Source organism: Pseudonocardia sp. DxW, assembly GCF_058448985.1.
This window is the reverse complement of record NZ_JBZFLK010000004.1, coordinates 152,818-177,507: the sequence shown is the minus strand read 5'-3', so window position 1 is coordinate 177,507 and position 24,690 is coordinate 152,818. Positions and strand designations below refer to the sequence as shown.

Sequence of the window (24,690 nt, the reverse complement as noted above, 5' to 3'; positions counted from 1 at the left end):
TGCGGGGAAGGGGGCGACCGGACGGTCGCTAGTCGGTGTCGCCCATCACGAGCGCACCGAAGTGCTCGATGTGGTGGCGCATCTCCTTGCCGGCGAGGACCGGATCGCGCATGCGCAGCGCGGCCAGGATCGGCTGGTGGGAGTCGACGATCTCGCGGAGCTCGGTCCGCAGGCTGGCGTAGGTGATCAACGTGCGGATCTCGGCGTGCAGCGAGCGCCACACCTCGAGCAGCAGCGAGTTCCCGGCGGTCTCGAAGATCAGTTCGTGGAACCGGGCGTCGTGCACCAGCTGGGCGTGCAGGTCACCGTCCTCGGTGGCGGCGCGCATCGCGCCGATCTCCGCGTCGAGCAGGTCCAGGACGCGGTCGGTCATCAGCGGTGCGGCGGTGCGGCCGGCGACCTCCTCGAGCGCCGCGCGCACCGGGTACATCTCGCCCGTCTCCTTCCGGGAGATCGCCCGCACCCGGACCCCGCGGTGCGCCTGGCTCTCGACGAACCGCATGGCCTCCAGCCCGCGCAGCGCCTCGCGGATCGGGGCCTGGCTGACCCCGTACTCCTTCATCAGCCGGCTCTCGACGATGCGTTCGCCGGGCTGGAAGTCACCGTCCAGGATCCGCTGGAGGATCTTCTCCCGGAGCTGGTGGCTGAGGACGGATCGCGTGAGACCGGCCATCGGGGCTCCTCGGTGTGCGATGCGGTGGACCGCGCCGGTACTGCTGTAGGGCCGGGCGTCGCACCTCGCCGGAAGCTGTTCATCGAGTATCGATAATCGACTACCGTGTGTCAAGGGTCACGTCATCGAGCGGGCGGCTGCCGCCGGACCGGCCGGGTCAGGGGCGTTCCGGCAGCACGCACAGCTCGTTGCCCGACGGGTCGGCGTACACCCGCCAGGGGAGCGCGCCCCACTCAGGGTGCAGCTCCCGCCCGCCGAGCCCGGCGATCTGCGCGGCGACCTCGTCGGGGTCGTCGCCCGCCTCCAGCCGGACGTCGAGGTGCATCCGGTTCTTCCCGGCCCGCTTGGCGGCCGGCTCCGGGCACATCTCGAGCAGCGGGCCGCGCCGCGAGGGATGCCGCAGGGTGCGGGGCGCCACCCCGGGTGCATCGGTCCATCCGGTGAGCCGGGACCAGAACTCGGCGTCGCGGTCCGGATCGGCGGAGTCCAGCGGGAGCGCCGCGATCGGACCGGTGTCGACGTAGGCCGGGCGCTCCTCCATCACGCAGAACGGGTTGCCCTCCGGATCGGCGAGCACCACCCAGGGCACGTCCCGCTGGCCGATGTCGAGCGGTCGCGCGCCCAGGCCGAGCAGCCGGTCGACCACCTCGTCCCGCCGGTCGCCGCCGAACAGGTCGGCGTGCAGCCGCAGCGGCTCGGACGGCGGCTCGGCGACGCGCTGCAGGCACAGGTCCAGCACCGGCCCGCCCTCGACGGCGAGCCGGGTCTCGAAGATCCCGGGCTCGTCGGTGAGCCGCTCGCCGCCGACCACCGCCTCCCAGAACCGGCCCAGCCGGGCCGGGTGGACGGCGTCGAACACCAGGTTCTCCAGGAACACCCGCCCACCGTAGGTCCGAACGGAAAGCGGGGCCCGGCCGTGTCGGCCGGGCCCCGCATTCGTCGGCTACTGCGTACTCAATGATCCAGATGATCGGGTGCTGTTCTGATGAATCGCCCTCCCCAACCTCTCGACCCGGTCGCCGTCCCTGTGGCGTCAGGACTGCCTTCGTTCGATGCCCATATCTATAGTCAGCGCTGCAGATCGCGTCAAGCCCTCCGCGCCGGTTCCGCCGGATCGCGGTGATCGCCGGAGCGGTCCCGGCGCACTATGGTGCAGATCACCCCGGGTCGCGACCGGCCGGCGGGCGTGGCCGGTCCATCGCAGGTCGATCACCGGTCGGCGGGGCGCCGGTCTATTCTCGACGGCCGCGGCGGCCCGGCCGCGGACGCCCCGCGACGCCCCTCCCCGGTGATCGTTGTTGGAGGCTCGGGTGGGTGGGTGTAGCGTGATGATCGGTCACCGTAAGTTCTGAAGTTCGTTTCTCTGAGCGCGCTCGCGGAATGATGATGCGGGCGGATTCGCTGTCTGTGGTGTAGCTGTAGCTGGCTGCCGTCTGGGAATCGCAGTGACCCGGGCAGCCGCAGGACGTGGTTGTTCCGTCCACAAAGCTAGGCAACGAAGGAGCATCCACATGGCTACCGGCACCGTGAAGTGGTTCAACGCCGAAAAGGGCTTCGGCTTCATCGCCCCCGACGACGGCGGCGCCGACGTGTTCGTGCACTACTCGGCGATCGACGCCTCGGGCTTCCGTGAGCTCTCCGAGAACCAGTCCGTGACCTACGAGGTCACCCAGGGCGCCAAGGGCCCGCAGGCCTCGAACGTCACCATCTGACGTTCCTCGGCACACCGGCGGTGGTGTCCCTCCTCGGAGGGGCACCACCGCCGTCGTCGTTCGTGGCCCGCTGTCAATCGTGTGGTGCGGGTCACACTCATTTCCTGTCAGGTGCTGTCGAGAACGCCCGAACGGCTCCGTCCCCGGCGTGAACGTGACCAGAATGGGTCACGCCCGTACGGAGGAGGGTCACGATGGCCAAGTACCTGCTGCTCAAGCACTACCGCGGCGCCCCGGCATCGGTGAACGACGTCCCGATGGAGAAGTGGACCCCGCAGGAGATCACCGACCACGTCCGGTACATGCAGGACTTCGCGGACCGGCTGGAGCAGACCGGTGAGTACGTCGACGGGCAGGCGCTCGCCCCCGAGGGGACGTTCGTCCGGTACGACGGCGAGGGCCGCCCGCCGGTCACCGACGGCCCGTTCGCCGAGACCAAGGACCTGATCGCCGGCTGGATGGTGATCGACGTCGACAGCTACGACCGGGCCGTCGAGCTCGCCGGGGAGCTGTCCGCGGCGCCCGGGGCCGGCGGGGAGCCGATCCACGAGTGGCTGGAGCTGCGCCCGTTCCTGACCGCGCCGCCGACCATCCAGGAGTGACCGGCGATGGACGGCGCCCTGCTGCGGACGCTCACCCCGGCAGTGACCGCGATCCTGGTCCGCCGGGGCGCCGACTTCGCCACCGCCGAGGACGCCGTGCAGGAGGCGCTGGTCGAAGCGGTCCGGGTCTGGCCGTCCGATCCGCCGCGGGACCCGAAGGGCTGGCTGGTCACCACGGCCTGGCGGCGGTTCCTGGACGGGGCCCGGGCGGAGTCGGCCCGCCGCAGGCGTGAGGAGCTGGTCGAGGCCGAGCCGGCACCGGGCCCGGCGGCCGGGACGGACGACGCGCTCCAGCTGTACTTCCTGTGCGCCCATCCGTCCCTGCCGCCGTCGTCGGCGGTGGCGCTCACCCTGCGCGCGGTCGGCGGGCTGACCACCCGGCAGATCGCGCAGGCGTACCTGGTTCCGGAGGCCACCATGGCCCAGCGGATCAGCCGGGCCAAGCGCACCGTGGCGGACGTGCGGTTCGACCGGCCCGGGGACGTCGCCGTCGTGCTGCGGGTGCTGTACCTGGTGTTCAACGAGGGATACCGGGCGACCGGGGAGGTCGACCTGGCCGTCGAGGCGATCCGGCTCACCCGCCGGCTCGCGGCCGGGATCGACCATCCGGAGGTGGCCGGGCTACTCGCGCTGATGCTGCTGCACCACGCGCGGCGCACGGCCCGCACCGCGCCCGACGGGAGCCTCGTGCCGCTCGCCGAGCAGGACCGCGGCCGGTGGGACACCGCGATGATCGCCGACGGGGTGCGGGTCCTGCAGGCCGCGCTGGCCCGCGACCGGCTCGGCGAGTACCAGGCGCAGGCCGCCGTCGCCGCGCTGCACGCCGACGCCCGCACCGCGGCCGAGACCGACTGGGCGCAGATCGTGGAGTGGTACGACGAGCTCGTCGCGCTCACCGGCAGTCCGGTGGTCCGGCTGAACCGGGCGGTGGCGCTCGGCGAGGCCGACGGCCCGCGGGCCGGGCTGGCCGCGCTCGCCGAGCTGGACGGATCGCTGCCCCGGCACACCGCCGCGATGGCCTACCTGACCGAGCGCGCCGGGGACCCGGCGACCGCGGCCGCGCTGTACGCACGGGCCGCCGCGGCGGCGACCGACCTCGGCGAGCGCGACCACCTGGTCCGGCAGGCCGCGCGGCTCAACACCCGGCTGCGCGGCTGAGCAGCGGCCGGGCACCCGGCCGGGCGGTGCGGCCGCACCGCTCAGGCGTCGAAGTCGACCGTCGCGGTGGCGGACACCGGCCGACTCTGACAGGTGAGCACGAAACCGGCGGCGACCTCGTCGTCCTCCAGGGCGAAGTTGCGCCGCATCTCGACCTCGCCCGCGGTGACCCTGGCCCGGCAGGTGCCGCACACGCCGCCCTTGCAGGCGAACGGCATGTCACCGCGGACCTTCTGCGCGGCGTCCAGCACGGACTCGGTGCGCGGCAGGTCCAGTGTGGTCGACCGTCCGTGGAGGACGATCGTGACCGTGCTGCCGGTGCCGCCGGGCGCCGGATCGTCCTCGGCGCGGTGCGGCTCCGGCGGTGGCTCGCCGACGTAGAACAGCTCGCGGTGCACCCGCGCCCGGTCCACGCCGTGCTCGGTCAGCACGGTGACGGCGTCCTCGGTCATCCCGAGCGGGCCGCACAGCCACCAGTGGTCCACGCCGGGGACGTCCACCAGCGCGGTGAGCAGCCTGCGGAGGCGGTCGGCGTCGAGCCTGCCGTTGACGATCTCCGCCTCGGTGGGCTCCCGGGACAGCACGTTGATCAGGTGCAGCCGCGGGCCGTAGGCGTTCTTCAGGTCGGCGATCTCCTCGGTGAACATCACCGTGTCGGTGCGCCGGTTGCCGTAGACCAGGGTGACCTGCGTGTCGTCGTGCGCGGCGAGCACGGACGCGGCGATCGACAACATCGGCGTGATCCCCGAGCCCGCGGCGACGAGCGCGTGATGGGCGCCCGCGGCCTGCACCGGCGTGAACGACCCGCCCGGCGGGCCGACCTCCACCAGGTCGCCCGCGGTGAGCCGGTCGACCAGCCAGCCGGAGAACAGCCCGCCGTCGACCCGGCGGACCCCGATCCGCGGGGCGGCACCGGCCGGGGAGCAGATCGAGTACGACCGGCGCTCCTCCCCGTCGGCGGTCACCGTGCGCAGCGTCAGGTACTGGCCGGGCCGGAACGCGTAGTGCGCGCGCAGGTGCTCCGGCACGTCGAAGGTGACCGCGACGGCGTCCTCGCACAGCCGATCGACGTCGGCCACCCGCAGCCGGTGGAAGCCCGCCGGGAGGTCCGCCGGTGCGTCGACCGTGCCGGGTTCGGTGAGCAGCATCAGAGTTCCTTCATGTGCTCGAACGGCTCGCGGCAGGCCGTGCATCGGCGCAGCGCGGTGCACGCGGTCGGGCCGAACCGGGAGAGTTCCTCGGTCGCCGGCGACCCGCACTGCGGGCAGCGCACCACCGACGACGGCGGGTCCAGGACCAGCGGGACCGGGCCGGGCCCGGCCGCGGCGGCCGCGCCCGGCGGGGCGACGCCGGCGTCGGCGAGCTTGCGCCGGCCGGCCTCGCTGATCCAGTCCGTGCTCCAGGCGGGGGACAGGACGGTCGTCACCTCGACCGGGCCGTAGCCGGCCGAGGTCAGCGCACCGGCGATGTCGGCGCGCATCTCCTCGATCGCCGGGCAGCCCGAGTAGGTCGGGGTGATCGTGACGGCGACCCGGCCGCCGTCCTCGGTCACCGACCGGATCACCCCGAGATCGTCCAGGGTGAGCATCGGCATCTCCGGATCGACCACGGCCGCCACCACGTCGCGGGCGCCCAGGCCCGGCAGCAGGCCGGTCACCACGTCGCCCCCGGGTGCCGGCGGGCGAGGCTCTGCAGCACGACGAGTGCCTGCTCGAGCTTCTCGGTGTGCACGCCCTGGCGGCCGCCGCGGCCGCCGATGGTGCCGGCCGCGGGCACGTCCGGGCGGGTCAGCGTGGCGCGGTCGAGCACCCGGTCCAGCACGGCGTCGACCTCGTCGCGGGTCTGCGCCGGGTCGGCGGCGATCCCGGCGGCGACCAGCCTGCGTTCGACGTCGGAGGTGCGGAACAGCTCGCCGAGGTAGGGCCACACCCACTGCAGCGCGTCCTGCATGCGCGCGTGCGACTCGGGGGTCCCGTCGCCGAGCCGCAGCACCCAGCGGGCGGCGTGGTCGCGGTGGTAGGCGACCTCCTTGACCCCCTTCGCGGCGACCGCGGCGAGCACCGGATCGGCCGAGTCCCGCAGCCGGTGGAGCAGCGCGAGCCGCCAGGCGGAGAACACCAGCAGCCGGGCGACGGCGCGGGCGAAGTCCAGCTCGTCGGACGGCTCGGTGAGCGCGACGCAGCGGAACTCCGCGACCTCGCGCCAGTGCGCGAGATCGTCCTCGGTGCGGGCGGTCCGCCCGTCGAGGAGCCCCTCGACGTGCCCGGCCCGGGACAGCAGCACCCGGGCCTGGCCGAGCAGGTCGAGCGCGGTGTTGGCGAGCGCGACCTCCTCCTCCAGCTCGGGGGCGTTCGACACCCACTCGGTGAGCCGGTGGCTGTAGACCAGCGCGTCGTCGCCGAGCATCAGGCAGTACTCGGCGAGATCGGCCGGATCGGCGCCGTCCGGGACCGGCGCGGCGATCTCCGCACCGGCCTCGGAGAAGCCGGAGCCGAACGCCCATCGGGGGTCGTCGGCCTCGGTCAGCGCGTCGTAGACGTTCCCGGTCACAGGTGCGGCACCTCCTCCGGGATCTCGTAGAACGTCGGGTGCCGGTAGACCTTGTCCGCGGACGGCGCGAAGAACGGGTCCTTCTCGTCCGGGCTGGACGCGGTGATCAGGTCGGCGCGCACCACCCAGATGGAGACGCCCTCGTTGCGCCGGGTGTAGACGTCGCGGGCGTTGTGCAGGGCCATCTCGTCGTCGGCGGCGTGCAGCGAGCCGACGTGCACGTGGTTGAGGCCGCGCTTGCCGCGGACGAACACCTCGTAGAGCGGCCAGGACCGGCGGGCCGGCGTGCCGGCGCTCGGGGCGGTGGTCGGGGTGGTGGCCTCGGCGGTGCCGCCGCTGCCGGTGTCCGGGGTGGTCATGCGCCCGCCTCCGCCCGTGCCGCCCGCTTGTCCGCGTAGGCCCGGGCGGCCTCGCGCACCCAGGCGCCGCTCTCGTGCGCCCGGCGCCGGTGCGCCAGCCGCTGCCGGTTGGCCGGGCCGGCCCCGGAGACGACGGCGGTGAACTCCGACCAGTCCGGGTCGCCGAAGTCGTGCGCCTGCCGCTCCTCGTTCCAGCGCAGGTCCGGGTCCGGCAGCGTGACGCCGAGGGTGGCGGCCTGCGGGACGGTCATGTCGACGAACCGCTGGCGCAGCTCGTCGTTGGTGTGCCGCTTGATGCCCCACTCCATCGACTGCCGGGTGTTGGGGGAGTCGCCGTCGGCCGGGCCGAACATCATCAGCGACGGCCACCACCAGCGGTCCACCGACTCCTGCACCATCGCGCGCTGCGCGTCGGTGCCGTTCATCATCGCGAGCAGCGATTCGTAGCCCTGCCGCTGGTGGAACGACTCCTCCTTGCAGATCCGGATCATGGCCCGGGCGTAGGGACCGTAGGAGCAGCGGCACAGCGGGACCTGGTTGGCGATCGCGGCGCCGTCCACCAGCCAGCCGATGACGCCGATGTCGGCCCAGGACAGCGTCGGGTAGTTGAAGATCGACGAGTACTTCTGCTTCGCGTCGATCAGCTTCTCGGTCAGCTCCTCGCGGTCCACCCCGAGGGTCTCGGCGGCGGCGTAGAGGTACATGCCGTGGCCGGCCTCGTCCTGCACCTTGGCGAGCAGGATCGCGCGGCGGCGCAGCGAGGGGGCGCGCAGCAGCCAGTTGCCCTCCGGCTGCATGCCGATGATCTCGGAGTGCGCGTGCTGGGCGATCTGGCGGATCAGGGTCCTGCGGTACGCCTCGGGCATCCAGTCCCGCGGCTCGATCCGCTGGTCCGCCGCGATCGTCGCGTCGAACCGGGCCTGCAGGCTCTCCGGCGTGTGCGGGTCAGCCGTCGTCACGATCCACCTTCCAGCGACCGAATGTTCGTTCGTCCAGAGGGTGGACCAGTACCGGCCCGGAGCGCAAGTGGGACGGGACTCAGCCGGCGGCGGGATCCGGCTCGGGGGACCGCTCCATCCCGGTGGCGAGCCTGCGCAGCAGCTCGTCCAGGACGGCCACGTCGGGCCCGACGATCTCGGTGAACCGCTCCCGCACCCCGGCCACGGCGGCGTCCCAGCGGGCCAGCGCCGCCCGGCCACGGGCCGAGGCGAAGATCAGCACCCGGCGCCGGTCGTGCTCGTCGGGCCTGCGCAGCACCAGGTTGGCCGAGACCATGCGGTCGACCAGCTTGGAGCACTTGGGGGCGAGCATCAGCGCGTGCTCGGCGACCACGTTCATCGGGCAGCCGCCCCGGTCGGCGAGCAGCGACAGCACCCGCCACTGGTCGAGATCGGCACCGGCCGACCGCAGCGCGTCGTCCAGTCGTTGTGTCGCGGCACGCTCGGCCATCGAGAGCAGGCGCAGCGTCTCGTCGCTCACCCGAACGCACCCCGGGCGGACATCATCCTCGACCATCCCCCCGAACAGAGCAGGACACGCAGGTGGAAGACCTTTAGCGTAGCCGCATGACGCCCCCGCGTCTCACCGTGCCGCCCGCGTCCCGCCGGGACGTCCTCACGATGGCGCTCGTGGTGCCGCTGCAGGGCCCGGCCGGGATCTTCGGCCCGTCCTGCGAGAGCTGCGGAACGCTCGCCATGGAGGAGACCAACGACGAGGGCGGCGTGCTGGGCCGCGAGCTGCGGCTGCTCCCGGTGGACGGCGGCGCCGCCCCGGAGGAGGTCGCCCGCGAGGTCGCCGCGCTGGTCACCGCGGGTGCGGTGCAGGCGGTGACCGGCTGGCACATCTCGGCGGTCCGCGAGGCGGTCGCGCCGGCGATCGACGGCCGGGTGCCCTACGCCTACACCGCGCTCTACGAGGGCGGCGAGTCCCGGCCGGGGGTCTTCCTCACCGGCGAGACGCCGGACCTGCAGCTCGGCCCGACCCTGGACTGGTTCGCCGGGACGGCCGGCGTCCGGCGCTGGACGATCGTCGGCGACGACTACGTCTGGCCGCGCCGCTCGGCCGACGCGGCCCGCCGGTTCCTGCGCCGGATCGGCGGCACCGTCTGCGACGAGATGTACGTGCCGCTGGGCACCACCCGGTTCGACGACGTGCTGCGGCGGGTCGAGCGCAGCGGCTGCGAGGCCGTGCTGATGCTGCTGATCGGCGACGACGCCGTCGCGTTCAACCGGGCGTTCACCGCGGCCGGGATGGACCGCGACATCCTGCGGTTCAGCTCGCTGATCGACGAGAACGTGCTGCTCGCCTCCGGGGCGGAGAGCACCCGCGGCCTGATGACCTCGGCCGGCTACTTCGAGGACCTCGCCACGGCCTCCGGCCTGGACTTCGCGGCCTGGTACGCGCGCCGGTTCGGGCCGGAGGCCCCGGTGCTGAACAGCCTCGGCGAGTCCTGCTACGAGGGGGTCCGGCTGCTGACCGCGCTGATGCGCCGGGCCGGGGCCACCGACGTCCGGTCGATGGTCGCGGTGTCCGACGGGCTGTCCTACGAGAGCCCGCGCGGCACCGTCGAGCTGCGGGACCGGCACCTGCGGCAGCGGGTGTTCCTGGCCGCGGCGGACGGCCTGAGCTGGGACGTCCTCCAGCAGCTGTGACCGTTGACACCATGCGCCGTCCGCTATAGCTTTCCTGGGAAATTATTTCCTAGGACGAGCGAGGATGGCATGGCGACCTACACGTACCGGTGCGGCACCGACGGCCCGGTCGACGTCCGCCGGCCGATCGGCACCGCTCCCGCCACCCTGGCCTGCCCGGCCTGCGGCACCGAGGCGGTCCGGCTGATCACGCCGCCGATGCTCGGGTTCGCCGACCGGGGCCGGATGGGCCTGATCGACCGGGCCGAGGCGAGCCGGACCGAGCCGCAGGTCGTCACGTCGGTGCCGTCCGCGGGCACCGGGCCGCGCCCGGCCGCCCGCCTCGATCCGCGCACCCGGGGCCTCCCGCGCCCCTGAACCGCACCCGGACCACCACCGGCGACGGGCCACACCGGCCCGCCGCGCGATCCCCCCTGCCCGCACTCCCGGCCGTCCCCCCACCAGATGGAAGGTGTGTTCGTCATGCCCGAGGTCGTGTTCCCGCTCGACTCCCGCAAGAAGTTCACCGAACAGCAGATCGTCGGCCACAACCGGTGGCATCCCGACGTCCCCGCCCAGGTCCGGGTACGCCCCGGCGACAGCTTCCGGGTCGACTGTCGCGAGTGGTTCGACGGGGCCATCCGCAACGACGACTCCGCCGACGACATCCTCAACGCCCCGCTGGCCGGTGTGCACGTGCTCTCCGGACCGATCCACGTCGAGGGCGTGCAGCCCGGCGACCTGCTGATCGTCGACATCCTCGACGTCGGCCCGATCCCGCAGGAGGACTCCGGTCCGCTCGCCGGGCAGGGCTGGGGCTACACCGGCGTGTTCGCCACCCGCAACGGCGGCGGCTTCCTGACCGAGCAGTTCCCGGACGCCTACAAGGTGATCTGGGACTTCCGCGGCGGTGTCGCCACCTCCCGGCACGTCCCGCACGTGTCGTTCACCGGCATCGTCCACCCGGGACTGATGGGGACCGCGCCGTCGCACGAGCTGCTGCGCACCTGGAACGCCCGCGAGCAGGCCCTGATCGACACCGATCCGCAGCGCGTCCCGCCGCTGGCACTGCCGCCGAACCCGGACTCGGCGATCCTCGGTTCGCTGACCGGCGCCGACTTCGACCGCGCCGCGGCCGAGGCCGCCCGCACCGCGCCACCCCGGGAGAACGGCGGGAACCAGGACATCAAGAACCTCACGAAGGGCAGCCGGGTCTTCTACCCGGTGTTCGTCGACGGCGCGAAGCTGTCAATGGGGGACCTGCACTTCTCCCAGGGCGACGGTGAGATCACCTTCTGCGGGGCGATCGAGATGGGCGGGTTCATGGACCTGCACGTCGACGTCATCAAGGGCGGGATGGACAAGTACGGCGTCTCCGAGAACGCGATCTTCATGCCCGGCCGGACCGATCCGCAGTACAGCGAGTGGCTGGCGTTCTCCGGCACCTCGGTGACGCTGTCCGGCGAGCAGCGCTACCTCGACTCGCACCTCAGTTCGGGTACTCCGACATCCAGGCGTACATGATCCTCGGGGCGGCGCCGATCGAGGGCAGGCTGTCCGGCGTCGTCGACATCCCGAACTCGTGCTCCACGGTCTACCTTCCGACCGAGATCTTCGACTTCGACGTCCGGCCGGGCAAGGACGGCCCGGCGACGATCGACCCGGGACAGGGCGTCCCGGTGGCGCGGGCCTGAGGAACCGGCGATGGGATCCGTCGGACTGCTGTTCGTCGGCGCCGTCCTGTTCATCAACGGCGTGATGCTGCTGGGATGGGTGGACGCGCGGTCCGCGGCACCGATGAACTTCTTCGTCGGCGGCCTGCAGATCATCACGCCCACCTATCTGATCTTCACCGCGGGCGGCGACCCGAACGTCATCCTGGCCGCGTCCGGGCTGTACCTGTTCTCCTTCACCTATCTCTACGTCGCGCTGAACATCACGCTCGGCCTGGACAGCAGCGGGCTCGGCTACTTCTGCCTGTTCGTGTTCCTGTCCGCGCTGGTGTTCTCCTGGCTGAACTTCACCCGCTTCGCCGATCCGGGGTTCGGCGTGATCTGGCTGCACTGGGCGTTCCTGTGGCTGCTGTTCTTCGTGCTGCTCGGGCTCAAACAGGACCGGATCGGCCGCTACACCGGCGCGGTCTGCGCGATCCAGGGCTGGGTGACGGCGTGGCTGCCGGCGCTGCTGCTGCTCACCGGCGGCTACCAGCAGTTCGCCGGGACGGTCGCGGTGGCGCTCGCGGTGTTCGGCGTCGTCGTCTACGGCGGGCTCTACGTGGTGCTCGGGCGCGGGTCCGACGCCGCGCCGGTCGCCCCGGCCGGGGACCGGAGCGTCTCGGCCTGAACCGGCTCCCCGCACCGGCGGGCCGCGGTCCCGGGTGGACCGCGGCCCGCTACGTGCGGGTGAGGATCAGCCAGACCAGGTAGGCGAGGTAGACGGCGACGAGCACGCCGCCCTCGAACCGGGTCAGCCTCGCCCCGGTCCGCGTCGCGATCGCGGTCCCGTCACGCCGAGGACCAGTGCGATGTTGTAGACGCTGGAGCCGGCCAGGTTGCCCACGGCCAGCCCGGTCTCGCCCCGCACGATCGCGACCAGCATCGTCACCAGCTCCGGCGCCGAGGTGCCGATCGCGACGACGGTCAGCCCGATCACCGCCTCGTCCACCCCGAACGCCCGCGCCCCCTGCACGGCGCCGTCGACCAGCAGCTCCGCGCCGACGACGATCAACCCGATCGACGCGACGAGCACCAGCAGCTGCACCACCGGCCCGCCGCTGCCGCCGGTGTCGGCCTCCGCCGTGACGTCCTCCCGGCGGCTCGTCCGGAAGATCAGCACGGTGTAGGCGACGGCGCCGGTGAGCAGCAGCGCACCGTCCAGCGGGCCGAGCGACCCGTCCCGGGCGAGCAGGAAGAACAGCAGCGTCGCGACGACCATCGCGGGCAGGTCGAACCGCAGCGTCCGGCCGCTGAACAGGACCGGCCGCAGCAGCGCACCCAGGCCGAGCACGAACAGCAGGTTGACCAGGTTGGTGCCGACGATGTTGCCGGTGGCCAGGCCGGCGCTGCCCGAGCGGGCGGCGTCGATGCCGATGGCGAGCTCGGGCAGGCTCGTGCCGACCGAGACCACGGTCAGCCCGATGACCATCGGGGACAGCCCGAGCCGGCTCGCGAGCCGGGATCCGGCCCGGACCAGCAGCTCGGCGCCGACCAGCAGCAGCGCGAGGCCGCCGAGGCCGAGCAGGATCGGCTGCACGGTGGGCTACTCGTGGACGCGCGGCCGACCGTCGAGCCGGACATCCGGGTCCGGGACGCCGAACAGCATCGCCCGGGACGCGGTGGGTCCGTCGGGGAGTCTGTCCAGCACGTCGAACTCCTCCATCGCGCCGGTGACCTGCAGTGCCCGGCGCGCCGGGCGGCTGCCGCCGCAGAGCACCTGCAGCTGCTTGCCCTCGGCGCCGATCACCTCCCGCGCCTCCAGCAGCGACGTCAGGCCCGCGGTGCCGAGGAAGTCCACACCGGACAGGTCCAGGATCAGGTCGGAGCTCTCGTCGGACCAGATGCCGAGCTGGATCCACAGATCGGCTGAGGTGTCGTCGTCGATCGCGCCGATCGCGTGCAGCACGGCCGCCCCGGACGGGTGCCGGGAGGTCTCGAACCGCAGTGCCGGCCCGGACCGCGGCTCAGGACGGTCACCCAGTTGCTCGGCGGGCTCGGGCGACGGCAGGGGCCGCTTCTCGTCCTCCATCGCAGGCGTTCCCTTCCGGAGCCGGTACGCCCGGCGCCGGGGCCAGCATCGCAGTGACCGCCGGTGACCGCATGCGCTGTGGATCGCCCCGGGACCGTCGCCCGGTGCCGCGTAGCCTCGGCCCCGTGGCCACCACCCTGACCGCCGCCGAGATCGCCGGGATGATCGATCACGCGATCCTGCGGCCTGAGCTGAGCCGGACCGACGTCGACGCCCAGCTGGAGACCGCCGCCCACCATCGGATCTTCAGCGTGTGTGTCCGGCCGAGCGACGTCGCGCACGCGGTCGCCCGGCTGGACGGCACCGGCGTCGCGGTCGGGACCGTCATCGGCTTCCCGCACGGCACGACCAGCACCGCGGCCAAGGTCGCGGAGTCCGGGCAGGCGATCGCCGACGGCGCGGCCGAGCTGGACATGGTGATCAACGTGGGACGGCTGCGCAGCGGCCTGCTCGACGACGTCGAGGCCGACGTCCGGGCCGTCGTCGAGGCCGCGGGCGGGCGGATCGTGAAGGTCATCCTGGAGACGGCGCTGCTGTCCGACGACGAGATCGTCGCCGGCTGCGTGGCCGCCGAGCGCGCCGGTGCGGCGTTCGTGAAGACCTCCACCGGCTTCGCGGGCGGCGGCGCCACACCGGAGCACATCGCGCTGATGCGGCGCAGCGTCGGACCGTCTGTCCAGGTGAAGGCGTCCGGCGGGGTGCGCGACCTGGACACCGTGCTCGCTTTCCACGCCGCCGGGGTGACCCGGTTCGGCACCAGCGGGACGGCGACGATCCTGGCCGACGCCGCCGCCCGGGACGCCGGCGGCTCCGCGGACGCCCGGGTGGACGACACCTCCTACTGATCGGTACCCGGCGCAGCCCGATCTGGGAGGCTGACCCGGCGACCGCCCCGTGAACCGGAGGAGACCGATGGCAGAGCAGCCCCGCCCCTCCCCGTGGTCGCCCGCCGGCGTCACCGGGACGCTGATCGGCGCCGCGCTCGGGACCGTCGGCGCTGCGGTCGAGATCGGTCGCAGGCTCCCCGGCTGGCTCGCCGAGGCACCCCGCGCCGTCGAGGCGATGCCGCAGCTGGCCGCGGACGTGGCTGCGCTGCCCCGCCGGATCGGCGGCGTCGACTCGGCGCTGACCGGTCTCGCGCCGGTGCTCGACGACGTACTCGGCCGGGTCGTCACGCTCTGGGACGACCCGGGCACCGTGGACCGGATCGACCGGCTGACCTCGGCCGTCGTGGAGTTGTCGGCCGCCGCCGGGCCGCTGACCGAGCTGGCCGGGGCGCGCCGGGACCTCGGCACCCTGGCCGGTGCGGTGGGGCCGCTGCGGGAGCTGGGTGGTGCCGTGGAGTCGTTGCGCGAGCTGTCGGCCGCGGTGGGGTCGCTGCGTGAGCTGTCCTCGGCGGTCGGGCCGTTGCGTGAGCTGTCCTCGGCGGTCGGGCCGCTTCATGAGCTGTCCTCGGCGGTGGGGCCGCTGACCGAGCTGTCGGCCGCGGTCGGGCCGCTGCGCGAGCTGGCGGCCGTCCGCGAGGACCTGCACGAGCTGGCGCTGGTGCGGGAGGACCTGCACGAGCTGGCGGCGGTGCGCGGGGATCTGCACGAGCTGGCGCTGGTGCGCGGGGATCTGCACGAGCTGGCTGCGGCGGTCGGCCCGCTGCGGGAGCTGTCGGCCGCGGTGGAGCCGCTGCGTGCGCTGTCCGGTGCCGCGGCACCGCTGGCCGAGCTGGCCACGGCGGTGGAGTCGCTGCGCGAGCTGAGCGCCGCGGTGGGACCGCTGCGCGAGCTCGCCGCGGTGCGCGACGACCTGCACCTGCTCGCCGGCGCCGCCGAGCCGCTGCGCGCGCTCGCCCCGGCCGGCGAGGACCTGGCGGCGCTCGCCGGAGCAGTGACCGCGCTGCACCGGCTCGCCGACGCCGTCGGCCCGCTCGAGGAGCTCGCCCGCGCCCGGGAGGACCTGGGCGAGCTCGCCGGTGCCGTCGGCCCGCTGCGCGACCTGGCGAGCGCCGGCGAGCACCTGGGGTCGCTGACCGGGGCGGTCCCCGCGGTGCAGGCCCTGGCCGCCGCTCGCGACGATCTCGCCCGGCTCGCCGAGGCCGTCGGCCCGCTGCAGGCCCTGTCCGAGACCAGCGAGGATCTCGCGGCGCTCGCCGGTGCGGTGGAGCCGTTGCGGGAGTTGGCGCGGACCCGGGAGGACCTGGCGGCGCTGTCCGGCGCGGTCGAACCGCTGCGCGAGCTCGCGCTGACCCGGGAGGACCTGGCGGCCCTCGCGGGCGCGGTGGAGCCGCTGGGGGAGTTGGCGCGGACCCGGGAGGATCTCGCGGCGCTCGCGGGTGCGGTGGAGCCGCTGGGGGAGTTGGCGCGGACCCGGGAGGATCTCGCGGCGCTCGCGGGTGCGGTGGAGCCGTTGCGGGAGTTGGCGCGGACCCGGGAGGATCTCGCGGCACTGTCCGGCGCGGTCGAACCGCTCCGCGCGCTCGCGACCGTCCGCGCCGACCTGGCCGCGCTCGCCGCCTCGATCGACGAGAACGGCGCGGTGTACCGGCTCGCGTCCGTCGTAGCCGATCCGGCCGGCGGGGACGGCGACCGCACACCCCGGCTCGCCGCGCTCGACGCGAACCTCGCCCAGGCCGCCGACCAGCTCACCACCGTCGCCCCGGACCTGCGCTCGGTCGCCGCCCGGATCGACGCCCTCGACCGGCAGATCGGGGTGCTCGCCGACGCGCTCGCCCCGCTGCAGGGGACCACCGAGCGGATCGGCCGGATCGTCGACCGGCTGCCGGACCGGACCCGCCGGCTCGTCACGCGTCCGGCCCCGGAGAGCTGACCGAAGATCACCGTCCCGGTGCCCGGGACCGCGATCCGCGTGGCCGGACGCACCACGACGGCGATCATGACCGATACACAACGAACGGGCCGGCCCGCAGATCGCGGACCGGCCCGTTCGCCGGAGAAGCCCGGCTGTGCTTCCGGGGTACCCGTGTTCTCAGCCCAGGCCGGCGGTCTGGTCGAGAACGGTCTTCTGGGCCTGCTCGACCGAGGCGGCGTTGCCCTGCTCGGTGGAGGACTCGATCGAGTTGTCCTGGACGACGGACTGGCCGGAGCCGCCGCGCACGTCCTCGTTGGCGAAGTTGCTCAGCCCGGCGATGCCCTCGGCGTTCGCGGCCGGGTTCACCTGGGTGACCGGGGCGGCGGAGCCGTTGCCCTGCGAGACGTCGGCGCCCTGGGCGCCGGTCGCGGAGCCGGCGGTCTCCTGGGTGATCGTGGTGTCGTCGGCGAACGCGACGCCGGAGACGCCGAGGGCCAGCGGGAGCGCCAGCGCGGACGCCGCGGCGATACGGATGGACTTGCGCATGGGGAAGCGTTTCCTCTCGGGGAAGTACCCGCGACGCCCGAGTTCGGGGAGGGCGGCGCGGGATGGAACATGTCGGTGCAGGGAGAGATCAGCCGGCGAGGCTGGTCAGCTGCTCCACGATGGTCTTCTGGGCCTGCTCGGTCTCGGCGGCGTTGCCCTGGTCGGTCGACGAGTCGATCGAGTTGTCCTGCACGATGGACTGGCCGGAGCCCTCGCCCTCGTAGACGTCCTCGTTGGCGAAGTCGCTGAGCCCCAGCACGTCGCTCACGTTGATCGCCGGGTTCGCCTGGGTGACCGGGGCGAACGAGGCGTTGCCCTGGTCGGTGCCGGCACCCTGCTCGGCACCCGCCGTCGCGTCCGAGCCCTGGTTCTGCTCGAAGGTGTCGTCGGCGAAGGCCATCCCGGCGGCGCCGAGGGCCATCGGCACGGCCATCGCGGCGGCGGCCAGAGTGCGCACGGACTTACGCATCAAGCGCGTTCCCTTCCTGAGTTCCTGCTGTCGTGCGCGCCCGCCAATGCGACCGGCGCGCTGTCGAGAAAGGTAGTGGTAATCGAACCGAAATGCGTGGCGAGATGGGGTGACATGTGCGGCACGCGAACCGGTGAACCGATACGCAGGGTGCTGCGAAGCAGATCCCGAACGAGTGATGATATCCAATTATCGCCTGTTCACGATGGTCGCGCTTAGTCATCGCCGCTGTTCGGTGCGGTGTCCGGAAAACAACACACGATGGAGTGACATCCGCGGAGCGGAGTGCGTCGAAGGCACGACGTGTTACGCCGAGAAATAGGTGGTTACGGCCGTTCGGCGAAAAGATCCGACGATATTCGGCACGCCGGGCAGGTGTTCGTGTCAGCGTTCGCGGAGCCGGCCGAGGCCGGTCCAGACGAGGCCGAGCATCAGCTCGGTGAGCGTGTCCGGATCCTCCGTGCCGCCGGCCGCCGACCAGTCGGCGAGCCCCTCGGCGGCGCCGACCAGCCCGGCGGTCAGCGGCGCCGCGAGGGCGCGGGCCGCGGCCGGGTCCGGGCCGGGCAGCTCGGCCGCCAGGAGATCGGCCACCCGGCCGACGATCCGCGCCCGCGCGTCGTGCACCTCATCGGCGAGGGTCCCGGTGCGGGCCTGCCGGTAGAGCACCGACCAGCCGTCGCGGTGGGTGGTGAGGGTCGCGAAGAACGCGCGCAGGCCGCGGCGCAGCCGGTCCTCGGTCGTCCGGTCCGCCCCCGCGGCCAGCGACACCGACGTCAGCAGTCGGTCGGCCTCGCGCCGGATGCAGCGGCGCAGCAGCTCCTCCTTGGACCCGCCGCCGTGCGTGTAGACCATCGGCTTCGACAGGCCGGCCTGCTCGGCGACGTCGTCCATCGAGGCGTCGTGGAAGCCGACCCGGGAGAAGACCCGCACGGCCGCGTCGAGCACCTGGCGCTCGCGCTGCTCCGGCGGGAGCCGGCGCCGGCCGGTCGCGCGCGTCGGGGGGACCACGCTCGACAGCTTAGCTACTGCTGCGTAAAGTACCGCCCACATGAACCGCGTACTTCGAGTACCGGGCACTTCTGACCACGACGAGGTGGAGTGACCGATGACCGACACGGTCGACATCAACGAGCTGGGTCGCAGCATCGACCCGAAGAGCCTGTCCGACGAGCAGCTGCTCGCCACGCTGGGCACCGCCCTGCGCGACGGCGACCCGGCCGACGTCGATCCGTCGCTGTTCGCCCGCCTGGTCAAGGGGGCGTCGAAGCAGCAGCTGGCCACGGTCATGGCCTCCGACGTGCGCGGCCCGGTGCTGGAGGCGATCTTCGGCCGGATGAGCGAGTTCTACTCGTCGAAGGGCGCAGGCGGGAACCGCCAGGTCGTGCACTGGCACATCAAGGACGGCGACGTGGTGGACAGCTTCGAGACCGTCCTGCACGGCGGCACCTGCACCGTCACCGAGGGCACCAGCGAGGAGCCGCGGACGGCGCTGACCATGCCGGGCACCGAGTTCCTGCGGATCGTCACGAACAACGCCAACCCGGTCACCCTGTTCATGACCCGCAAGCTCAAGGTCGCCGGCGACGTCGGTTTCGCCACCGCCCTGCAGAAGATGTTCCAGATCCCGTCGGCGTGACACCGGACCAGGGAGCAGCGACATGACCTCCTTCGAACTCTCCACCGAACACCGCGAGCTGCAGGAGTGGGTGCACGGGTTCGCCGCCGAGGTGGTCCGCCCGGCCGCCGCCGAGTGGGACGAGCGCGAGGAGACCCCGTGGCCGATCCTGGCCGAGGCCGCGAAGATCGAGCTCTACAACTTCGAGACGCTGGCGTCGTTCTGGGGTGACGAGACCGGACTGTCGATGCCGCTGGTCAACGAGGAGCTCTTCTGGGGCGACGGCGGCATCGGCATGGCGATCTTCGGCACCACCCTCGCGGTGGCCGGCATCTTCGCCTCCGGCACCCCGGAGCAGATGGTCGAGTTCATCCCGCAGTGCTACGGCGACGCGTCCGACCCGAAGGTCGGCGCATTCTGCTCGTCCGAGCCGGAGGCCGGCTCCGACGTCGCGGCGATGCGCACCCGCGCGGTGTACGACGAGGCGCGCGACGAGTGGACGCTGACCGGCCAGAAGGCGTGGGCCACCAACGGCGGGATCGCGAACATCCACGTGGTGCAGGCCGTCGTCGATCCCGAGCTGGGGAGCAAGGGCCAGGCGGCGTTCGTCGTCCCGCCCGGAACGCCCGGCCTGGAGTCCACCCGGAAGATCAAGAAGATGGGGCTGCGGGCCTCGCACACCGCGGACGTCTTCCTCGACGACGTGCGCCTGCCCGGATCCTGCCTGCTCGGCGGCAAGGAGAAGCTCGACGAGCGGCTCGCCCGTGCCCGGTCCGGCGTGCGGTCGACCGGATCGGCGGCGATGCAGACCTTCGAGCTGTCCCGCCCGACCGTCGGCGCCCAGGCGATCGGCATCGCCCGCGCCGCCTACGAGTACGCGCTGGACTACGCGAAGGACCGGGTCGCCTTCGGCAGGCCGATCATCGCCAACCAGTCGATCTCGTTCACCCTCGCCGACATGAAGACCGAGATCGACGCCGCCCGGCTGCTCGTGCACCGGGCCGCCTGGATGGGCCGCAACGGGGTGCCGTTCACCGCGGGCGAGGGGTCGATGTCCAAGCTGAAGGCCGGCCGGGTCGCGGTCTGGTCGACCGAGCGGGCGATCCAGATCCTCGGTGGTGCCGGGTACTCGCGCGAGCACCCGGTGGAGCGGATGCACCGGGACGCCAAGATCTACGACATCTTCGAGGGGACCGAGCAGATCCAGCAGCTCGTGATCGCCCGGGCGATCTCCGGGATGCACCTGTCCTGAGGTCAGGGCGGTGCCGAGGGGCGCCGCGGGTGGCCGTCACCAGCCGGTAGCCCAGGTCGGTCGACGCGAGGCCGCGTAGCTGCCCGTGCCGCGCGTCCCACCGGCCGGCGGCCAGGTCGTCGGACAGCCGTCCGACCGCGTCGCGCACCGCTGCGGCGGGCAGCCGGGCGAACGCCGAGATCGCCGCCCGCCGGTCCGGGTCCAGATAGCACTCCGGCCGGTTCCAGTAGGCGCCGAGGAAGCCGTCGGTGCAGTCGGCGGGCACCGGAACGGTCTCGACCGTCACCGACCCGCCGGGGGTGGTGAGCCCGGCGACGACCCGGTCGACGGTGGCGAGGCCGGCCTCGGCGGCCGCGGTCCCGGGGAGGTGGTCCGCGATCAGCCAGAACCGGGCCATGACGTCCGGGTCCCAGGTCAGGACGACCTGCCGGGGTGCGATCCGGCGCAGCTCGGCGAGCCCGGCGCCGGCGTCCGGCCAGTGGTGCACGGTGAGGACGGCGAGTGCCGCGTCGGCGGCGTCGTCCGCGACCGGCAGCGCCTCCGCGCTCGCCCGGACGGCCGGTGCGGCGCCCGCGGGCCGCTGCGCGAGCATGCTCGGCGACGGGTCGATCGCGAGCACCTGCCGCCCGGGCGGCTCGTACGAGCCGGCCCCGGCGCCGACGTTCACCACGGTCCGGGCGGTGCCCAGGGCCGCCTCGATTCGCTCCGCGATCCGCGGGTCGGGCCGCTGACGCTGCGCGTAACCGGTGCTGAGCCCGGCGTAGACGTCGCGCACCGGCCCGGGGACCCCCACCCGGGCAGGATAGTCACCCGGCGCACCGGCGCGAACCCCGTTGCCGGGTGGCCGGGTGCGCGGTGGGCTGGTCAAGATGGTGCACGAGCCGGGCCCACGAGGTGCCCGGCCGTGCCGCGAGGAGGACGAGTGCCGAGCCTGACGTTCCGCGGGCGCACCTGGAACCGTGACCGAGCGATGGTGATGGGGATCGTGAACCGGACGCCGGACTCGTTCTACGACCACGGGGTCACCTTCGCCGAGCAGGCGGCCCGGGACCGGATCGCCGCGGTGGTCCGGGAGGGCGCCGACGTGATCGACATCGGCGGGGTCCCGGCCAGCCCCGGGACCGAGGTCACCGAGCAGGAGGAGATCGACCGGGTGGTCCCCACCGTGGAGTGGGCGCGGCACGCCTTCCCGGACGTGGTGATCAGCGTCGACACCTTCCGGGCCGGGCCGGCCGAGGCCGTCTGCGCGGCCGGGGCCGATCTCGTCAACGACAACTGGGCCGCCGCCGATCCGGCGATCCTGGATGTCGCCGCCCGCTACGGCGCCGGGTACGTCAGCGCGCACACCGACCACGTCACACCGCGCACCGAGCCGCACCGGCCGCGCTACCCGGACGTCCTGGCGTCGGTGATCGGGCAGACGGTGGCGCTCGCCGAGAAGGCGGTCGCCGCCGGGGTCCCGGCCGCCGGGATCCTGATCGACCCGGCGATCGACTTCTCCAAGAACACCCTGCACAGCCTGCAGGTGCTGCGCGGCATCGACGAGATGGTCGCGACCGGGTGGCCGGTGCTGCTGGCGATGTCGAACAAGACCGTGGTCGGGGAGTCGCTGGACGTCCCGCTCGAGGAGCGGCTCACCGGCACCCTCGCCGCGACCGCGCTCGCCGCGGACCGGGGCGTCGCGATGGTCCGCGCCCACCAGGCCCGGGCCACCCGGGAGACCTGCGAGATGGTCGCGACGGTGCGCGGCGAGCGGAACCCGGCCCGTGCGGTGAGACTCCTCGCGTGACCGCGATCCACCAGATCCTCCCGGCCGCCGACGCCGGCCCGCTGAGCACCGAGGCACTCGAACGGCTCTACGCCTACCCCGACGACGGCCGGCTGCGGGTGTGCGTCAACTTCGTCTCCAGCGCGGACGGTGCGCTGGAGGTGGAGGGCCGCTCGGCCGGCCTGTCGACCCCGCCGGACCGGGTGGTGCTCGGCCTGGGCACCGATCTCGCCGACGTCGTGCTGGTCGCGGCCGGGACCGCGGTCGCCGAGGGTTTCACCGGGGTCCGGCCGGGGGAGCGGATGGCGCAGCGGCGGCGCCGGTTCGGGCTGTCCGAGGTGCCGTCGACGGCGGTCGTCACCGGATCGGGGCGCTCGCTGCCGCCGACCGCGCCGGTGCTCACCGACGTGCTGGTCCCGACGATCGTGCTCACCTGCGCGGCGGTGCCCGAGGACGTGCGGGCGGGCTGGAGCGACGCGGGCGCGGAGGTCGTCCTCACCGGCGACGGGACGGTGGACCTGACCGCTGCGCTCGCCGAGCTCGACCGGCGCGGACTGCGCCGGATCAACTGCATGGGTGGTCCCGGCCTGTTCGGCAGCCTTGCCGAGGCCGGTCTGGTCGACGAGCTGCGCCTGACCCTGGCGCCGTTCCTGGTGTCCGGCGAGGCGGGCCGGATCGCCCGCGGTGCCGGCATGGACCCGGCGCGGTTGAGCCTGGTCAGCGTCGTCACGGGGGACGACACGCTGCTCATCCGGTACGAGGTCGCGGAGCCCCCGGCCCGCTAGCACGCTGCCGATCGGGTCACCGGCCGGGGATCGCCGGTCACGGACGGCGACGGGTGCTGCAAGATGGATTCGTGGCCCGGCCCTCGAACACGTTGGCGGACGGCGTGGTCGTCCTCAGCCCGCTCGGCTGGGACGACGTGGAGCCGTACCTCGCCGGGGAGGACGCCGAGCTGGTCCGCTGGCTGAACGGCGGCCGGGGGACCAGGGCGACGGTCCGGGCGCACATCCGGCGGGCGATCGAGCGGTGGGCCGACGACGGGCCCAAGCTCAGCTTCGGCATCCGGGTGGACGGCGGCTCGGTGCTCGCCGGGACGATCGACGCCGAGCTCGACCGGGACGCCGGCCGGGCCGGGCTGGCGTACGGGATCTACCCGGCCTTCCGCCGCCGGGGGCTGGCGACGCGCGCGGTGCGGCTGGCGTCCCGGTATCTCGCCGAACGCGGTGACGTGCACGGGATCTCGATCGACGTCGATCCGGCCAACGTCCCGTCGATCGGGGTGGCGCGCCGGGCGGGTTTCCGGTTCGTCCGGCACGTGGTCGACGACGAGGGCGACTTCGACCGGTACGAGCTGGTGGTCCGTGCCCCGGTGGTGCCCGCCCCGCCGCCGTTGCCCCGGCACGGGCTGGGCTGACCCGGACGGTGCCGACCTGGATTGCGCCGACCTGGATTGCGCCGACCTGGATTGCGCCGACCTGGATTGCGCCGACCTGGATTGCGCCGACCTGGATTGCGCCGACCTGGATTGCGCTGACCTGGGCTGCGCCGGCCCGGGCTGGGCCGATTCTGGCTGGGCCGGGTAGGAACGGCCGCGGCCGCCCGCGCCGCCGTCCCGAGGGGGTGGGACGGTCGGTGCGGACGGCCACGGGTGCCGGTCGGGGAGCCCGGCGACCGACGGTCGGGGGACGCCGACGGTCAGATGGTGATGCCGGGGGCCTCGATGTACATGACGCCCGGGATGTCGAGCGTCGGGAGGGCCTCGGTGTTCGGCAGCGGCAGCGCGTCGGCCGAGGGCAGCGCGTCCAGCGGCAGGCCGTCGAGCGGGGCGTCCAGCGGCAGGGCGTCGAGCGGGGCGTCCAGGGGGAGCGCGTCGGTCGGCAGGCCGTCCAGCGGCAGGGCGTCCAGCGAGGGGGCGGGCAGCGTCGACGCGGTCGGCAGCTCGGGCAGTGCGTCGGCGCCCGGGATCGCCGGGAGCGCGCCGGTGCCCGGCAGCGCGTCCAGCGACGGCAGTGCGTCCAGCGACGGCAGTGCGTCGGCCGAAGGCAGCGAGTCGGTGGACACCGCGTCCAGCGACAGGGCGTCGGCCGAGGGCAGGGCGTCTGCGGAGGGCAGGGCGTCTGCGGAGGGCAGGGCGTCGGCCGAGGGCAGGGCGTCGGCGCCCGGGATCGCCGGGAGCGCGTCGGTTCCGGGCAGCTCGGGGAGTGCGTCGGCGGACGGGGCCTCCGGCAGGCCGTCGGTGGACGGCAGCTCCAGCAGACTCGTGATCGAGTCGGTGGAGGGCAGCTCCGGCAGCCCGGACGCCTGCAGCTCCGGACCCTGCAGCTGGCCGAACGTCACGTGGGCCGATCCGCTGGAGACGGTGCCGTCCCCGTCGGGCGTCGGCAGGGCGTCGGTCAGCGACGAGGCGTCGGGGACACCGGGCAGGTCGGGGAGCTCGGCGGCCGAGGCCTGACCGGCGACGCCGGCACCCAGGACCGCGATGCCCGCACCGGCCATGGAGAGCCGGAGCGCGTTGCGGGCGAGCGAGTTCATTCGCACGTCCTTCCGTACAGAGTGTTGGGGAGCGAAGGGCTGACCCTCCGATGGCGCAACGAGAGCCCCGGGACCCGGTTGCGTAACGGAGCGATCTTGATCCGATGAACCACCCGAAAGAGTGGCAACCTGAGAGTGCTCTCGCACGTACAGGCCAGTCCGGCGGTGACGGTGCGTGCCCTCCCCGCTCGGCGTGCGGGTGGCCGGAGCGGAGGAGCAGGATGGCTCCGTGCACCCGCCCCCGACCCGCCGTCCGGTTTCCGGTTACGCATCGGCCT

At 73.4% G+C, this 24,690-nt stretch carries 27 protein-coding genes and 2 pseudogenes; 14 read left to right on the top strand and 15 right to left on the bottom strand.

Translation table 11 applies throughout. The features are described from left to right. Positions 1 to 28: 28 nt before the first annotated feature. The gene (locus tag ACVJO7_RS08110; RefSeq protein WP_491672345.1) at positions 29 to 673 is read right to left on the bottom strand and encodes a GntR family transcriptional regulator; all 645 of its coding nucleotides are present in this window, start codon (positions 671 to 673) and stop codon (positions 29 to 31) included. 157 nt (positions 674 to 830) lie between these two features. Further along, entirely contained in the window at positions 831 to 1,550 is a 720-nt protein-coding gene (locus ACVJO7_RS08105; protein ID WP_491672344.1) for a VOC family protein, read from the bottom strand. 634 nt (positions 1,551 to 2,184) lie between these two features. Here ACVJO7_RS08105 and ACVJO7_RS08100 point away from each other — a divergent pair. The 3 genes from ACVJO7_RS08100 (at position 2,185) to ACVJO7_RS08090 (ending at position 4,145) form a co-directional block, all read left to right on the top strand. Further along, positions 2,185 to 2,385, top strand: a complete 201-nt coding sequence (locus ACVJO7_RS08100; protein ID WP_344023939.1) for a cold-shock protein — start codon at positions 2,185 to 2,187, stop codon at positions 2,383 to 2,385. Between the two features lie 194 nt (positions 2,386 to 2,579). Further along, positions 2,580 to 2,987 carry a YciI family protein gene (locus ACVJO7_RS08095; protein WP_344023941.1) on the top strand — a complete coding sequence of 136 codons (408 nt, stop codon included), beginning with the start codon at positions 2,580 to 2,582 and terminating at the stop codon, positions 2,985 to 2,987. 6 nt (positions 2,988 to 2,993) lie between these two features. Further along, complete coding sequence (locus ACVJO7_RS08090) at positions 2,994 to 4,145, top strand: RNA polymerase sigma factor (protein ID WP_491672343.1); 1,152 nt, start codon at positions 2,994 to 2,996, stop codon at positions 4,143 to 4,145. Positions 4,146 to 4,186: 41 nt separating this feature from the next. Here ACVJO7_RS08090 and paaE read toward each other — a convergent pair whose 3' ends face one another. The 6 genes from paaE to ACVJO7_RS08060 all read right to left on the bottom strand — a co-directional run bounded on the left by paaE (position 4,187) and on the right by ACVJO7_RS08060 (position 8,533). Next, a complete protein-coding gene (paaE, locus tag ACVJO7_RS08085; protein ID WP_491672342.1) occupies positions 4,187 to 5,293 on the bottom strand; it encodes a 1,2-phenylacetyl-CoA epoxidase subunit PaaE in 1,107 nt (368 codons plus the stop codon). After that, positions 5,293 to 5,805, bottom strand: coding sequence for a 1,2-phenylacetyl-CoA epoxidase subunit PaaD (paaD, locus tag ACVJO7_RS08080; RefSeq protein WP_491672341.1), 513 nt, complete (start codon positions 5,803 to 5,805; stop codon positions 5,293 to 5,295). The genes paaE and paaD overlap by 1 nt, the downstream gene beginning before the upstream one ends. Beyond that, positions 5,799 to 6,695, bottom strand: coding sequence for a 1,2-phenylacetyl-CoA epoxidase subunit PaaC (paaC, locus tag ACVJO7_RS08075; RefSeq protein WP_491672340.1), 897 nt, complete (start codon positions 6,693 to 6,695; stop codon positions 5,799 to 5,801). Before paaC ends, paaD begins: the two co-directional genes overlap by 7 nt. After that, complete coding sequence (gene paaB / locus ACVJO7_RS08070; RefSeq protein WP_491672339.1) at positions 6,692 to 7,054, bottom strand: 1,2-phenylacetyl-CoA epoxidase subunit PaaB; 363 nt, start codon at positions 7,052 to 7,054, stop codon at positions 6,692 to 6,694. Before paaB ends, paaC begins: the two co-directional genes overlap by 4 nt. Beyond that, on the bottom strand, positions 7,051 to 8,013 hold the full coding sequence (paaA, locus tag ACVJO7_RS08065; RefSeq protein WP_491672338.1) for a 1,2-phenylacetyl-CoA epoxidase subunit PaaA: 963 nt from the start codon (positions 8,011 to 8,013) through the stop codon (positions 7,051 to 7,053). The genes paaB and paaA overlap by 4 nt, the downstream gene beginning before the upstream one ends. A gap of 79 nt (positions 8,014 to 8,092) precedes the next feature. Beyond that, entirely contained in the window at positions 8,093 to 8,533 is a 441-nt protein-coding gene (locus ACVJO7_RS08060) for a MarR family winged helix-turn-helix transcriptional regulator (RefSeq protein ID WP_344023952.1), read from the bottom strand. Positions 8,534 to 8,619: 86 nt separating this feature from the next. Here ACVJO7_RS08060 and ACVJO7_RS08055 point away from each other — a divergent pair, with 86 nt between their 5' ends. The 4 genes and pseudogenes from ACVJO7_RS08055 (at position 8,620) to ACVJO7_RS08040 (ending at position 12,027) form a co-directional block, all read left to right on the top strand. After that, the gene (locus ACVJO7_RS08055) at positions 8,620 to 9,705 is read left to right on the top strand and encodes a substrate-binding domain-containing protein (RefSeq protein WP_358488317.1); all 1,086 of its coding nucleotides are present in this window, start codon (positions 8,620 to 8,622) and stop codon (positions 9,703 to 9,705) included. A 69-nt stretch (positions 9,706 to 9,774) separates the two neighbouring features. Beyond that, complete coding sequence (locus ACVJO7_RS08050) at positions 9,775 to 10,062, top strand: FmdB family zinc ribbon protein (RefSeq protein WP_491672337.1); 288 nt, start codon at positions 9,775 to 9,777, stop codon at positions 10,060 to 10,062. A 105-nt stretch (positions 10,063 to 10,167) separates the two neighbouring features. Beyond that, positions 10,168 to 11,378: pseudogene (gene fmdA / locus ACVJO7_RS08045) on the top strand (formamidase). A 10-nt stretch (positions 11,379 to 11,388) separates the two neighbouring features. Further along, positions 11,389 to 12,027, top strand: a complete 639-nt coding sequence (locus ACVJO7_RS08040; RefSeq protein WP_491672336.1) for an AmiS/UreI family transporter — start codon at positions 11,389 to 11,391, stop codon at positions 12,025 to 12,027. A gap of 123 nt (positions 12,028 to 12,150) precedes the next feature. Here the strand turns inward: ACVJO7_RS08040 and ACVJO7_RS08035 are convergent, their stop codons facing one another. Both ACVJO7_RS08035 and ACVJO7_RS08030 read right to left on the bottom strand, forming a co-directional pair. Continuing rightward, complete coding sequence (locus ACVJO7_RS08035; RefSeq protein WP_491672335.1) at positions 12,151 to 12,936, bottom strand: calcium/sodium antiporter; 786 nt, start codon at positions 12,934 to 12,936, stop codon at positions 12,151 to 12,153. Positions 12,937 to 12,942: 6 nt separating this feature from the next. Then, a complete protein-coding gene (locus ACVJO7_RS08030) occupies positions 12,943 to 13,428 on the bottom strand; it encodes an STAS domain-containing protein (RefSeq protein WP_491672334.1) in 486 nt (161 codons plus the stop codon). Between the two features lie 125 nt (positions 13,429 to 13,553). Between ACVJO7_RS08030 and deoC the strand changes: the two genes are divergently transcribed. Beyond that, a complete protein-coding gene (deoC, locus tag ACVJO7_RS08025; protein WP_491672333.1) occupies positions 13,554 to 14,273 on the top strand; it encodes a deoxyribose-phosphate aldolase in 720 nt (239 codons plus the stop codon). A 67-nt stretch (positions 14,274 to 14,340) separates the two neighbouring features. Further along, a complete protein-coding gene (locus ACVJO7_RS08020) occupies positions 14,341 to 16,245 on the top strand; it encodes a hypothetical protein (protein WP_491672332.1) in 1,905 nt (634 codons plus the stop codon). Between the two features lie 159 nt (positions 16,246 to 16,404). Here ACVJO7_RS08020 and ACVJO7_RS08015 read toward each other — a convergent pair whose 3' ends face one another. From ACVJO7_RS08015 to ACVJO7_RS08005, 3 genes are all read right to left on the bottom strand, one after another. Further along, positions 16,405 to 16,773 (bottom strand): hypothetical protein, encoded by a 369-nt coding sequence (locus ACVJO7_RS08015; RefSeq protein ID WP_491672331.1) that lies wholly within the window; start codon positions 16,771 to 16,773, stop codon positions 16,405 to 16,407. 88 nt (positions 16,774 to 16,861) lie between these two features. Next, the gene (locus ACVJO7_RS08010; protein WP_491672330.1) at positions 16,862 to 17,242 is read right to left on the bottom strand and encodes a hypothetical protein; all 381 of its coding nucleotides are present in this window, start codon (positions 17,240 to 17,242) and stop codon (positions 16,862 to 16,864) included. 384 nt (positions 17,243 to 17,626) lie between these two features. Continuing rightward, the gene (locus ACVJO7_RS08005; protein ID WP_491672329.1) at positions 17,627 to 18,250 is read right to left on the bottom strand and encodes a TetR/AcrR family transcriptional regulator; all 624 of its coding nucleotides are present in this window, start codon (positions 18,248 to 18,250) and stop codon (positions 17,627 to 17,629) included. Between the two features lie 97 nt (positions 18,251 to 18,347). On the opposite strand from ACVJO7_RS08005, the gene ACVJO7_RS08000 reads away from it, so the two are divergent. Continuing rightward, positions 18,348 to 18,878 carry an SCP2 sterol-binding domain-containing protein gene (locus tag ACVJO7_RS08000; protein WP_491672328.1) on the top strand — a complete coding sequence of 177 codons (531 nt, stop codon included), beginning with the start codon at positions 18,348 to 18,350 and terminating at the stop codon, positions 18,876 to 18,878. Positions 18,879 to 18,900: 22 nt separating this feature from the next. Further along, complete coding sequence (locus ACVJO7_RS07995) at positions 18,901 to 20,109, top strand: acyl-CoA dehydrogenase family protein (RefSeq protein ID WP_491672327.1); 1,209 nt, start codon at positions 18,901 to 18,903, stop codon at positions 20,107 to 20,109. A gap of 496 nt (positions 20,110 to 20,605) precedes the next feature. Here ACVJO7_RS07995 and ACVJO7_RS07990 read toward each other — a convergent pair. Further along, a pseudogene (locus tag ACVJO7_RS07990) lies at positions 20,606 to 20,728 on the bottom strand (SAM-dependent methyltransferase); the annotation flags it as partial. Positions 20,729 to 21,031: 303 nt separating this feature from the next. On the opposite strand from ACVJO7_RS07990, the gene folP reads away from it, so the two are divergent. The 3 genes from folP (at position 21,032) to ACVJO7_RS07975 (ending at position 23,294) form a co-directional block, all read left to right on the top strand. After that, entirely contained in the window at positions 21,032 to 21,898 is an 867-nt protein-coding gene (folP, locus tag ACVJO7_RS07985) for a dihydropteroate synthase (protein WP_491672326.1), read from the top strand. Then, complete coding sequence (locus tag ACVJO7_RS07980) at positions 21,895 to 22,662, top strand: dihydrofolate reductase family protein (RefSeq protein ID WP_491672325.1); 768 nt, start codon at positions 21,895 to 21,897, stop codon at positions 22,660 to 22,662. Before folP ends, ACVJO7_RS07980 begins: the two co-directional genes overlap by 4 nt. Positions 22,663 to 22,733: 71 nt before the next feature. Continuing rightward, the gene (locus ACVJO7_RS07975) at positions 22,734 to 23,294 is read left to right on the top strand and encodes a GNAT family N-acetyltransferase (RefSeq protein ID WP_491672324.1); all 561 of its coding nucleotides are present in this window, start codon (positions 22,734 to 22,736) and stop codon (positions 23,292 to 23,294) included. A gap of 281 nt (positions 23,295 to 23,575) precedes the next feature. Here ACVJO7_RS07975 and ACVJO7_RS07970 read toward each other — a convergent pair whose 3' ends face one another. Further along, positions 23,576 to 24,412 carry a hypothetical protein gene (locus ACVJO7_RS07970; RefSeq protein ID WP_491672323.1) on the bottom strand — a complete coding sequence of 279 codons (837 nt, stop codon included), beginning with the start codon at positions 24,410 to 24,412 and terminating at the stop codon, positions 23,576 to 23,578. Positions 24,413 to 24,690: the final 278 nt, after the last annotated feature.

What these genes read in the sequence shown, in the direction of transcription:
- ACVJO7_RS08110 (WP_491672345.1), bottom strand. Translation starts at nt 673, where the DNA reads ATGGCCGGTCTCACGCGATCCGTCCTCAGCCACCAGCTCCGGGAGAAG.
- ACVJO7_RS08100 (WP_344023939.1), top strand. Translation starts at nt 2,185, where the DNA reads ATGGCTACCGGCACCGTGAAGTGGTTCAACGCCGAAAAGGGCTTCGGC.
- ACVJO7_RS08095 (WP_344023941.1), top strand. Translation starts at nt 2,580, where the DNA reads ATGGCCAAGTACCTGCTGCTCAAGCACTACCGCGGCGCCCCGGCATCG.
- ACVJO7_RS08090 (WP_491672343.1), top strand. Translation starts at nt 2,994, where the DNA reads ATGGACGGCGCCCTGCTGCGGACGCTCACCCCGGCAGTGACCGCGATC.
- paaE (WP_491672342.1), bottom strand. Translation starts at nt 5,293, where the DNA reads ATGCTGCTCACCGAACCCGGCACGGTCGACGCACCGGCGGACCTCCCG.
- paaB (WP_491672339.1), bottom strand. Translation starts at nt 7,054, where the DNA reads ATGACCACCCCGGACACCGGCAGCGGCGGCACCGCCGAGGCCACCACC.
- ACVJO7_RS08055 (WP_358488317.1), top strand. Translation starts at nt 8,620, where the DNA reads ATGACGCCCCCGCGTCTCACCGTGCCGCCCGCGTCCCGCCGGGACGTC.
- ACVJO7_RS08050 (WP_491672337.1), top strand. Translation starts at nt 9,775, where the DNA reads ATGGCGACCTACACGTACCGGTGCGGCACCGACGGCCCGGTCGACGTC.
- ACVJO7_RS08040 (WP_491672336.1), top strand. Translation starts at nt 11,389, where the DNA reads ATGGGATCCGTCGGACTGCTGTTCGTCGGCGCCGTCCTGTTCATCAAC.
- ACVJO7_RS08030 (WP_491672334.1), bottom strand. Translation starts at nt 13,428, where the DNA reads ATGGAGGACGAGAAGCGGCCCCTGCCGTCGCCCGAGCCCGCCGAGCAA.
- ACVJO7_RS08020 (WP_491672332.1), top strand. Translation starts at nt 14,341, where the DNA reads ATGGCAGAGCAGCCCCGCCCCTCCCCGTGGTCGCCCGCCGGCGTCACC.
- ACVJO7_RS08015 (WP_491672331.1), bottom strand. Translation starts at nt 16,773, where the DNA reads ATGCGCAAGTCCATCCGTATCGCCGCGGCGTCCGCGCTGGCGCTCCCG.
- ACVJO7_RS08010 (WP_491672330.1), bottom strand. Translation starts at nt 17,242, where the DNA reads ATGCGTAAGTCCGTGCGCACTCTGGCCGCCGCCGCGATGGCCGTGCCG.
- ACVJO7_RS08000 (WP_491672328.1), top strand. Translation starts at nt 18,348, where the DNA reads ATGACCGACACGGTCGACATCAACGAGCTGGGTCGCAGCATCGACCCG.
- ACVJO7_RS07995 (WP_491672327.1), top strand. Translation starts at nt 18,901, where the DNA reads ATGACCTCCTTCGAACTCTCCACCGAACACCGCGAGCTGCAGGAGTGG.
- ACVJO7_RS07970 (WP_491672323.1), bottom strand. Translation starts at nt 24,412, where the DNA reads ATGAACTCGCTCGCCCGCAACGCGCTCCGGCTCTCCATGGCCGGTGCG.